9 protein-coding genes are annotated in these 9,741 nt (G+C 72.1%); 4 read left to right on the top strand and 5 right to left on the bottom strand.

Features of this window, described 5'->3' with window-relative positions; translation table 11 throughout:
- Positions 1-139: 139 nt before the first annotated feature.
- Both QCD68_RS15925 and QCD68_RS15920 read right to left on the bottom strand, forming a co-directional pair.
- Positions 140-589, bottom strand: a complete 450-nt coding sequence (locus tag QCD68_RS15925; RefSeq protein WP_301223729.1) for a type II toxin-antitoxin system VapC family toxin — start codon at positions 587-589, stop codon at positions 140-142.
- A 299-nt stretch (positions 590-888) separates the two neighbouring features.
- Positions 889-4,197 (bottom strand): DEAD/DEAH box helicase, encoded by a 3,309-nt coding sequence (locus QCD68_RS15920; protein WP_301223728.1) that lies wholly within the window; start codon positions 4,195-4,197, stop codon positions 889-891.
- A gap of 104 nt (positions 4,198-4,301) precedes the next feature.
- Between QCD68_RS15920 and QCD68_RS15915 the strand changes: the two genes are divergently transcribed.
- Positions 4,302-4,745, top strand: coding sequence for a BLUF domain-containing protein (locus tag QCD68_RS15915; RefSeq protein WP_220039207.1), 444 nt, complete (start codon positions 4,302-4,304; stop codon positions 4,743-4,745).
- Positions 4,746-4,842: 97 nt separating this feature from the next.
- Here the strand turns inward: QCD68_RS15915 and QCD68_RS15910 are convergent, their stop codons facing one another.
- Together QCD68_RS15910 and QCD68_RS15905 are read right to left on the bottom strand one after the other, a co-directional pair.
- On the bottom strand, positions 4,843-6,261 hold the full coding sequence (locus tag QCD68_RS15910; RefSeq protein WP_301223727.1) for an amino acid permease: 1,419 nt from the start codon (positions 6,259-6,261) through the stop codon (positions 4,843-4,845).
- 109 nt (positions 6,262-6,370) lie between these two features.
- The gene (locus tag QCD68_RS15905; protein ID WP_221851691.1) at positions 6,371-6,706 is read right to left on the bottom strand and encodes a hypothetical protein; all 336 of its coding nucleotides are present in this window, start codon (positions 6,704-6,706) and stop codon (positions 6,371-6,373) included.
- Between QCD68_RS15905 and QCD68_RS15900 the strand changes: the two genes are divergently transcribed.
- Complete coding sequence (locus QCD68_RS15900; protein WP_301223726.1) at positions 6,705-7,268, top strand: DUF6264 family protein; 564 nt, start codon at positions 6,705-6,707, stop codon at positions 7,266-7,268. The genes QCD68_RS15905 and QCD68_RS15900 overlap by 2 nt on opposite strands.
- Before the next feature lie 92 nt (positions 7,269-7,360).
- The gene (locus tag QCD68_RS15895; RefSeq protein ID WP_111075015.1) at positions 7,361-7,801 is read left to right on the top strand and encodes a hypothetical protein; all 441 of its coding nucleotides are present in this window, start codon (positions 7,361-7,363) and stop codon (positions 7,799-7,801) included.
- Between the two features lie 27 nt (positions 7,802-7,828).
- Here the strand turns inward: QCD68_RS15895 and QCD68_RS15890 are convergent, their stop codons facing one another.
- The gene (locus QCD68_RS15890) at positions 7,829-8,449 is read right to left on the bottom strand and encodes a hypothetical protein (protein WP_301223725.1); all 621 of its coding nucleotides are present in this window, start codon (positions 8,447-8,449) and stop codon (positions 7,829-7,831) included.
- A gap of 178 nt (positions 8,450-8,627) precedes the next feature.
- On the opposite strand from QCD68_RS15890, the gene QCD68_RS15885 reads away from it, so the two are divergent.
- The gene (locus QCD68_RS15885; RefSeq protein ID WP_301223724.1) at positions 8,628-9,596 is read left to right on the top strand and encodes an ADP-ribosylglycohydrolase family protein; all 969 of its coding nucleotides are present in this window, start codon (positions 8,628-8,630) and stop codon (positions 9,594-9,596) included.
- The last annotated feature ends 145 nt before the right edge of the window (positions 9,597-9,741 follow it).

The following is a 9,741-nucleotide window of genomic DNA, read 5'->3' as shown; positions in this document are numbered from 1 at the left end:
CCCTGCCCCCCCCCCCCGCCGGCCCCCCCCCCCCCCCCCCCCCCCCCCCGCCCCATGGCGCGGGGGGGGCCCGGGCTCGGCGGCGTCTTGCGCTTCCTGGCGCGCCTCACCGGCCGAAGGGTGGTGCCCGGTGTCGCGTTCATCCGGCCGATGGCAGCCACCGCCACCAGGCTGGTCCTGATTCCGGAACGGCGTCCTCGGCTGGCTCGTCGACCACTTCGAACCCGACCCGACGCGCTGCAGCGGCCAGCCGTCGATCGAGCGTGGCGATCGCGGTGCTGGTGCGCATCGCGACGGCCAGCACCGCAGCATCGGGCCCTCGCAGCCGCTCCCTGGCCGCCAACGTACTGACGGTGCGGACCATGTCGCCATCGATTCCGTAGAGGTTGACGTCAAGTGCTGTGATGGCGTCGAGGTGATCCTCGTATCCGCCATGCAAGGCCGGCCGGACGAGCACTTCGGCCAGCGTGACCGTGGCCGTCGCGAACTCGTCCCACTCATGGGAGTCGATGATGTCGACGGCGAGCTCGTGACAGGCGTCGTGCCGATCGAGCCATCCGATCAGGATGTTGGCGTCGAGGGTCAGCACTCGCCTGTGGTCCGCAGCCGCTCGAGGTATCCCGTGGGGTAGTTCCCGGCCCCGTTGCCAGCTGCCAGCTTGATCCGGTGTCCGTTGGGCAGCACGAACTCAGAGGTGCTGGACCCCAGCCTGCGTACCGCTCCGGTCACCGGTTCCCTCGTCGCCAGCACGCTCAGGTGGGACGAGCCGGGGGCATCGGAGAACGGACTCGCAGTGTGGGCGGCGACAGTCTCGAGGAGCATCCCTGGAAGCTAGCCAACCCCGGGCCTCCAGACCAAGGACTTCGCATCCCACATCTCGCCACCCGGTCAGGCCAGCAGCGACCGGATGTCCTCCGCGCTCAACCCCTCGGCGAACAGTGCGTCGTCGTCGATCATCGTCGCGAACAGCTGCGCCTTCCGCTGCGCCAGCGCGAGCACCTTCTCCTCGATGGTGTCCTCCGCGATGAGCCGTTCGACGGTGACGGACCGGGTCTGCCCGATGCGGTGCGTGCGGTCGACGGCCTGGTTCTCGGCGGCGGGGTTCCACCACGGGTCGAGGACGAACACGGTGTCTGCCTCGGTCAGGGTGAGCCCGAACCCGCCGGCCTTCAGCGAGATGAGGAACGCCGGCGCGGTGCCGTTCCGGAAGCGGTCGATGACGGCCCCGCGGCGCCGGGTGGAGCCGTCGAGGTACTCGTACGCGACGCCGCGTGCGTCCAGGGCGGCGGACACCATCTTGAGGAACGAGGTGAACTGGCTGAACACCAGCGCCCGACGCCCTTCGGCAGCCAGGGTCTCGAGTTCGTCGAGGAGCAGGTCGAGCTTGGCGCTGGGCACGTCGCCGTGGTCGTCCGACACGAGTGCGGGGGAGAGCGCGAGCATCCGGAGCAGGGTCAGCGAGCGGAAGACGATCATCCGGTTGCGGTCCAGGTCGTCGACGAGGTCCAGGACCTTCAGTCGCTCCCGGTTCAGGGTCTTCTCGTAGAGGTCGCGGTGGGCGGGGTCGAGGGTGACCCGGACGACCTGTTCGACCTTCTCGGGCAGGTCCGCGGCGACGCTCTCCTTCGTCCGTCGGAGCATGAGCGGCCGGATGCGTCGCCGCAGTCGGTCGGTCAGCTCCTTGCGTGCGGCTCCGCGGAGCTCGGGCGAGGCCAGTGGCTTCACGTAGTCGTCACCGAACCGGGTCCACGACGACAGCAGCCCGGGCGCCACGACCGCGAACAGTGCCCAGAGGTCGGCGAGCCCGTTCTCGAGCGGCGTCCCGGTGATGGCGATCTTCACGGGGGCGCGGAGTTCGGCGGCCACGCGGTGGGTCTGCGACTGCGGGTTCTTCACGAACTGGGCCTCATCGAGCAGCAGCGCCGACCAGCTGAGGTCGAGGTAGGCCGCTGCGTCGAGCCGGAGCAGGGCGTACGAGGTGACGACGACGTCCGACGCGGCGGCGGTCCGGGCGACCCGGGCGGGGTCCTTCAGCGAGGTGCCGGCGATCGTGGTGACCCGCAGCGACGGCACGAACTTCGCGGCTTCGTCCGCCCAGTTGCCGACGACGGAGGTCGGTGCGACGACGAGGAACGGCGGCGCGTCCGGGTCGGCGGCCCGTCGGTCGGCGATCATCGCGAGCGCCTGCAGGGTCTTGCCGAGCCCCATGTCGTCGGCGAGGACACCGCCGACGCCGTGCTCGACCAGGAACGTCAGCCACGCGTAGCCGTCGCGCTGGTAGGGCCGCAGGTCGGCGTGCACGGTCTCGGGCACGACGGCATCGGCCGGCGCGGTGGCGTCGAGCAGGCGGGAGGCGATCTCCTGCCACCGCTCGTCGTGGTCGGTCTCGTCGGCGAGCTGGTCGAACTCGGACCAGAGCGCGGCCCGGTACGGCGTCACGGTGAGGGGCTGGTCGGGTTCCCACTCGTCGAGCTCTCGGGCTTCCTCGATGACCTCTTTCAGCCGGTCGAACGCGGGGTCGGCGAGCGACAGGTACGAGTTGTCGACGAGCTTCATCCGCCGGTCGCGCTTCGCGAGCGCCCGGAGCAGCGGCGTGAACGGGATCTCCTTGCCGTTCACGCTGACGATGATGCCGAGGTCGAACCAGTCGTGCTTGTCCGACGGCATGGTGGTGACACGGATGTGCGGCCGCCCGGTCAGGCGCTCGTAGTCGACGCGCTCGCCCTGCACGACGACACGGACCCCGAGTGCGGGGAGCGCCGGCAGCAGCTCGTTCGCCAGGACGGCGACGTCGGCCCCGTCGATGGTCCCGTCCTGGAACCACTCCAGTCCGTCACCCGGGCCGGGAGGCTCGGAGGCCTCCGTCTCGTCGTCCGCGGCGAGCACGCTGCCGAGCTCCGGCAACGGTCCGTGCAGGGACACCGGGTCCTTCCGGCCGTCGACGCTCCAACGCCACTGCAGGTGCGCCCGGTCGTCGGTCCGCGGCGCCCGGGCCGGCTCGAACGTCACGGTGAGCACGAGTTCCGGCGGCGTCCGTTCCGGCAGCGCGAGTGACCCGTCGGAGCTGACGAGCCCGAGCGATCCACGCAGCTTCGGCGACCAGTCCGCCAGGAACTCGTCCACCTCGTCCGCGGGCACGGTGATCCGCGTCGCCTCGACGAGCATCTTCCGCTGGTCCTCGGGCACCGGGGTCGGCGTCGGGGCGAGCATGACGTGGAACTCGGGCGACTCGCGGAACGCGTACACGCCGTGGTCGCCGACCACCCGCGCCGTGCCCTCGGCGAGCGGCCGCCCGTCGATCACCGCACTGGCACCGATCACCAGTCCGTCGGCGGTGCGGGCGGCGTCGAGCAGGACCCGGGCGTCGACGCCGAGGTCGACCCCGCCCTCGTGCTTGCCGGTGACGAACGCGATGCCGAGCGGCCCGGCCTGTCGCAGCAACGGCCAGAGCAGCGGACTGCGGAAGTCGTCGAGGTGGATCCAGTCGCTCTCCCCGGGCAGCCCGGCGAGCACGCCGGCGCGGTGCAGGGCGGCGAACTGCATGAACCACGCGTGCTGGTTCGGTTCGAGTCCGAGCCGGTTCATCGAGTAGGGGAGCGCACCCCAGGTCAGCTGCCCGCGCACCCAGTTGCCCGCCGCGCTCCGGCTGACCGGCCGCACGCCGAGCCGCACCGCCCGGCTGGCGACCGGCAGCGTCCGGCCCGCAGCACGGGCGCGTCCGGCGAGTCGGGCCGGCACCGCGTCGCGCAGTTCGAACTGGAGGCCCATCCCACCGGTCGCAGGCGCGTCGCCGGAGCGGGTGGTCTCGTCGTCGTCACCGGCGAGGCGGGCGAGGTCGCGCCTCCAGTCCGGGGTCGGCGGGGTCGGTGCCTGCGTGCGCGGGCCGGCCTGCGCGGCGAGGGCACGCGCGTTGATGGTGAGGAGTGCTGCGGCGACGTGTTTGCACTCGCCGCCGAGGGGGCAGGTGCAGCGGCTGCGGACCGGGCGCACGAACTCGCCGCGGGCGATGGTCGTCTCGACCTGCACGTCGTACGGGTCGGCGGCGCTGCCGCTGACCGCCGCGGTGATCGTGCCGTCCTCGTGCCAGGTGGCTTCCTCGACCAGGCCGGCGCGCACGACGTCCCGGGCACGGCCGAAGGTCTGCGGCCCCACGAAGCGGATGACGTCGACGGCGTCGATCATCGGGGCTGCTGGCACAGGGACATCGTGCCAGTCCCCGCCGACGCTCGTCGTCCGCAGGGGGTCAGTCCCGTTCGGGGGCTGGCCCGGACCGGCGTCGATGAGACATCATCGACAGCATCATGCTGCAGTCACTCGTCTACATGAGCTCGGCCGCCCAGCCGTTCGACGACGCCGACCTCGACGAGGTCCTGGCGTACTCGCGCGAGCGGAACACCGCCGACGGTCTCACCGGCATGCTCGTCCACCGGTCCGGTCGGTTCATGCAGCTGCTGGAGGGTCCGCCCGACGCCGTCATCGCGACGTACGGCCGGATCGTCGCCGACCCGCGCCACGACGAGGTCCGGCTGCTGGTGGAGGAGTCGATCCACACCCGTCGGTTCCCCGACTGGACGATGGCGTTCGACCGCGACGAGCAGGCTCCGACCCCCGAGGGGTTCAACGAGTTCCTGACCGCCGGCGACGTGAGCGCCGATGCCAGTCGTGCGCGCGAGCTGCTGCGCTGGTTCCGGAACCACCCGATGGCGGCGCCGACCGCCTCGCTCGGCAAGCACCGGCGCGACTGACTCCGCACCACACGCAGCGACCCGGCCGCCCCCTGGGTGGTCGGGTCGCTGTGGTCTGTGGCGGCGCTGTGGTCTGCTTCCGGTCGGCAGCGCTCGGTCAGTGCTCGCTGGGCTGCGCGAGTTTGCTGTGCTTGCGCGAGTAGCCGAAGTAGACGCCGAGGCCGATCGCGAACCACACCGCGAACCGCACCCAGGTCTCCCACTGCAGGAACGAGACGAGCCAGAGCGACGCCAACACCCCGATCGCCGGCACGATCGGCATGAAGGGGAGCCGGAACTGCCGGTCGAGGTCGGGCTGGCGGTAGCGGAGCACGATGACGGCGGTGCAGACCACGACGAACGCCAGCAGGATCCCGATGTTGGTCAGTTCGGCGACGACCCCGATCGGCAGCACCCCGGCCAGGACGGCGGACGCGATGCCGAGGATCCAGGTCACCCGGGTCGGGACGTGCCGCTTCGGGTCGGTCTTGGCGAACCACTTCGGCATCAGGCCGTCGCGGCTCATCGAGAACCAGACGCGCGAGGCGCCGAGCATGAACGTCACCAGGACGGTGATGATGCCGATGATGGCGCCGATCGCGATGACGTTCGCGACGCCGCCGAGCCCGACCGACGCGAACGCCGACGAGAACCCGGACGCCGGGTCGATGTCCTTGTAGTCCTGCATGCCGGTGAGGACCAGGGTGGCGAGGACGTAGAGGACCATCGAGATGCCGAGGGACAGCAGGATCGCCTTCGGCATGTGCTTCCGGGCGTCGGTCGACTCCTCGGCAGCGGTCGACATCGCGTCGTAGCCGAACACGGCGAAGAACACGGTCGCGGCACCGGTCATCACGCCGCCGAAACCGAACGGGAAGTACGGCGAGTAGTTCGCGCTGTCGACGTGGAAGACACCGAGCACGACGATCAGGACGACGAGGGCGACCTTGATGCCCACGGCGACGAACTCGAAGCGGGCCGCGCTCCGGATGCCCCGGGTCAACACGAACGCGGTGAGCAGGCACAGGGCGATCGCGAAGACGTCGACCACGTGGCCGTCCCCGGTGCCCGGCGCGCCGAGCATCCAGGCGGGCAGGTCGATGCCGAACTGGCCGACCAGGAACCCGACGTAGCCGGAGATGCCGATCGCGACCACCGCCACGATCGCCGTGTACTCGAGCAGCAGGTCCCAGCCGATGAACCAGCCGACGATCTCGCCGAGCACCGCGTAGCCGTACGTGTAGGCGCTGCCGGCCTTCGGGATGAGCCCGGCGAACTCCGCGTAGGACAGCGCTGCCGCTGCACTGGCGACGCCGGCGACCAGGAAGGAGATGAGGACCGCGGGTCCGGCGACGCCGTTCGCGACCGTGCCGGCGAGGGTGAAGATGCCGGCGCCGATGATGCCGCCGATGCCGATCGCGGTGAGCTGCCAGAGGCCGAGGTGGCGATTCAGGCCGCCCTCTCCACCGGAGTCGTCGTCGATCGTGTCGATCGGCTTCCGTCGGAACAGGGTCGAGGGGTTCGGCGTCGTTGCCATGCGGCCATCCTGCACCCGTTCCGGCGGAACGGTACCGGTCGTTGCCGGTGCATGGAGTCGGACGTGGGGCGGGCCTCCCGGTCTGCTCGCCGAATCGCCTGCCGGACTGTCAGCGCTGTGCGTACGGCCACCAGAACGGCGGTGGCAGCGCCCCGCCGGTCAGGATGACCAGGCCCTGGTAGCCGAGCATGCCGACACCCAGCAGGCCGAGGACGGCGGCGAACCAGGCCCATCGGCGTGCGGCGCGGTGTCGACGGCCGCGGCCGATGGTGACCGCTCGCCACGACGACAGCAGGCCGAGGCCGCCGAACAGGAAGCCGATCGCCAGGTGGCGACCGACCGCCTCGGCCGGCAGGATCAGGCCCTGCAGGAAGGCGAACCCGCCGAGCAGCAGCGCGGCCGTGGCGGGGGCGGCTGGGGGTTCGTGGTCGCGTGCGCGGGCCATGTCCCGACCGTACCGCCGAACGCGTGCGGGCCGGAGGAGGCACCATGGTGACCATGCGTTCCATCCTCAGCGTCCTGGCCGGCACCGCGGTCGGCGGGCGGTCGTGACACGCGCGGGTGACGACGGGCGGTCGCGTCCGGCGTCGGAGGCCGGGTCGGCGTCCGCGTCCGAGTCGGCGTCCGCGTCGGCGGCAGGCCGGGAGGCCCGTCCCGGCCTGCGCGGTGGCCGTCGCGTCGCGGACGTGGTCGCGACCGTCGTCCTGCTGCTGCTCGGCGCGGTCACGACGGTCGTCGCGGGGCGTGGGATCCAGTTCATGGCGCTGTCGTTCGGCTCGTGCGACGCGCCCGGCAACCGGTGCGACGAGGGACTCGGCAGCACGGTCGTGACACTCGGTCCGGTGGTCGTCGCGCTGGTGTTCCTCGTCACCCTGGTGGTGTGCGTGCTCCGGCTGGTGCGGCGACGGCTGAGCTGGCCGGTCGCGCTCCTCGGGCTCGGGGTGCTCGTGCTGGTCTTCGTCGTGGCGCGGCTGCTGGTCGGTGGGTCGGTCTCGATCGGCATCTGACCGGTCCTGCACATCCGCGGTCGGCACGGTCGTTGTCCACAGAGGCCGACTCCGGCGCCCCGGGGGACCGGGTCGGCGGCGACGCTGGGGACATGCCAGACACCGACGTGCTCGAGCGACTCGAGCGAACCGCAGTCCGTACCGACGACGACGTGGTCGACCTCGTCGTCGCCCTCCTCGAGACCCCTGTCCGACGACAGTGCTGGGTGCTGTTCCTCAGCGACCGCGGCATCCCCGTGCAGCTCGTCCTGCCGGTCGCCGACCTGCCCTACCAACCCGACGACCAGGTCGAGGACTTCGGCGCCCTGGTCGAGGACGTCGTCCAGCAGGTCGGTGCGGCCGAGGTCGTCATCGCGTGGGAACGACCGGGGGCGACCGGGCTGTTCCCGGTCGACTGGGAGTGGGTGGACGCGATGGCCTGCACCCTCGACGAACACGGGGTGCGGCTCCGCGGTCAGGTCGTGGTGCACGACGACGGCGCCTCGATGGTGGAGCTCGACGACGACGAACCGGTCGCTGCGGCTGCGGCGTGAACCGGGACGGGGTCAGCGCCGCGTTGGTCAGCCCTGGGGTGCGGTGTCGGGGACGCTCTCACCGGTCAGACCCTCGACCACGCGCTTCGCCGTCGGCCAGTACTTGGCGTAGTGGTCTGGGTCCGCGTTCACCTGCACCGCGTGCGCCATCTGCGTCGGTGTCATGGTCTTCCAACCGGGGACCTTGATCAGCTTGGCGTAGAACATCGACGCCGCCGTGTACGGGTCCATCCGCTGCTCGTACGTGCCCCAGGCGCCGTTGTCGCGCTGCTGGAAGATCCCCCGGCTGTCCGGGCCGACCGCGTCGCCACGGTCGAGGTTCACCAGTCCGGACTCGCCGATCGCGGTCATCACGCCCACCGCCTGGGTGTGCGGACCGATGCCGAGCTCACGGGCGGCGCGGATGACCTGCGCAGCGTTCACCAGACGGTCCTGGCAGAAGCCGCCGATCGGCCCGGCGGGCACCACGACGCCGCCGACGGTCTGCGACGCCGCGGCCGGGCAGGTCAGTGCCCGCGGGGTGGCCGAGGACGAGGCGAGCCCGTTCAGCGAGTTCACCGCGACGACGATCAGGACGATGACCCCGATGACGGCAGCGACGACGCCGACGCCGAACACCGACGCGAGTGCGATGCCGGCACGGCGCATGGTTCGGTCCTTCGTCGGGTGGATGGTGGCGGGGGGTGGTCTGTCAGCCGGTGCTCCGGCGGACCGATGACCGAGCGGGCCGGGGTCCGCTCGGTTCGAGGCTAGGCGAACCGGCTGGACGACACACCTGCCGACATGCCCCCGGTTCGCGGCACTAGCGTGGAGCGCGGAGGGAACGATGGACACAGCGATGCAGGACCGGGCGCTCGGCGCCGTGCTGGCGAGTGCGTGCGGAGACGCCCTCGGAGCGCCCTACGAGTTCGGCCCGGCGATGGCCGGCGGGAGCCCCGTCGAGATGCGCGGCGGCGGCCCGTTCGGGTGGGAGCCGGGGGAGTGGACCGACGACACGAGCATGGCGATCCCGGTGCTCGAAGCGGTCGCGAACGGTGCCCGGTGGAACGAACCTCGCACCCACGGCCGGTTGCTCGCCGCCTGGTCCGACTGGGCGCAGGACGCCCCAGACGTCGGCGCGCAGACCCGAGCCGTCCTGGGCCGGATGACCGCGAACACCGAAGACGCCGCGAAGGCCGCCGCCCGCGCCGTGCACGAGCAGAACGGGCAGTCGGCGGGCAACGGGTCACTGATGCGGACCACGCCACTGGTGCTCGGGTTCCTCGGCGACGGCGCCCGGAAGAACCTCGCGGTCGCCGCCCGACGGGTCAGCGACCTGACCCACCACGAGGACGACGCCGGGGATGCCTGCGTCCTCTGGACCGTGGCGATCCGGCACGCCGTCCGCCGCGGCAAGCTCGACGTCCGCCGAGGTGTGCCGATGCTGCCGCGGGAGCGCCGGACCCTGTGGCTCGACCGCATCGCCGAGGCCGAGTCCTCGACACCGGAGGACCACACCGAAGCGAACGGATGGGTCGTCGCGTCGCTGCAGTCCGCGGTCGCCGCGATCACCCTCGGCGACGGCGTCGTCGACACCCTCGAACGTGCCGTCCGGGGCGGCGGGGACACCGACACCGTGGCCGCGATCACCGGCGGACTGGCCGGGGCGCTCGCGGGGGCGTCGGCCCTGCCGGAACAGTGGACCACGCTGGTGCACGGCTGGCCGGGCAAGCGACTCGACTGGGTGCGGGCGCTCGCCGTCCGCGCGATCGAGCGGACGCCGGGGCCGCTCGGGATCCCGGCTCGACGGAGCTGACGGCACGGCGGAGCTGACAGCGCGGTAGGTCGGACGCGGCAGTACGGCTGGCGGGGGGGGGGGGCGGCCCCGGGGGGGGGGGGCGCCGGCCGCGGGGGGGGGGGGGGGGGGGGGGGGGGGGGGGGGGGGGGGGGGGGGGGGGGGG

This window comes from Curtobacterium sp. PsM8 (genome assembly GCF_030433875.1).
GTDB lineage: Bacteria > Actinomycetota > Actinomycetes > Actinomycetales > Microbacteriaceae > Curtobacterium.
Note: the sequence above shows the minus strand (reverse complement) of the source record. Positions and strands in the feature narration are given on the sequence as shown.

Bases quoted from the DNA above. Each gene is read 5' to 3' on its own strand.
- QCD68_RS15900 (WP_301223726.1), top strand. From the start codon at position 6,705: ATGTCCCGACCGTACCGCCGAACGCGTGCGGGCCGGAGGAGGCACCAT.
- QCD68_RS15905 (WP_221851691.1), bottom strand. From the start codon at position 6,706: ATGGCCCGCGCACGCGACCACGAACCCCCAGCCGCCCCCGCCACGGCC.
- QCD68_RS15915 (WP_220039207.1), top strand. From the start codon at position 4,302: ATGCTGCAGTCACTCGTCTACATGAGCTCGGCCGCCCAGCCGTTCGAC.
- QCD68_RS15910 (WP_301223727.1), bottom strand. From the start codon at position 6,261: ATGGCAACGACGCCGAACCCCTCGACCCTGTTCCGACGGAAGCCGATC.
- QCD68_RS15885 (WP_301223724.1), top strand. From the start codon at position 8,628: ATGGACACAGCGATGCAGGACCGGGCGCTCGGCGCCGTGCTGGCGAGT.
- QCD68_RS15890 (WP_301223725.1), bottom strand. From the start codon at position 8,449: ATGCGCCGTGCCGGCATCGCACTCGCGTCGGTGTTCGGCGTCGGCGTC.
- QCD68_RS15895 (WP_111075015.1), top strand. From the start codon at position 7,361: ATGCCAGACACCGACGTGCTCGAGCGACTCGAGCGAACCGCAGTCCGT.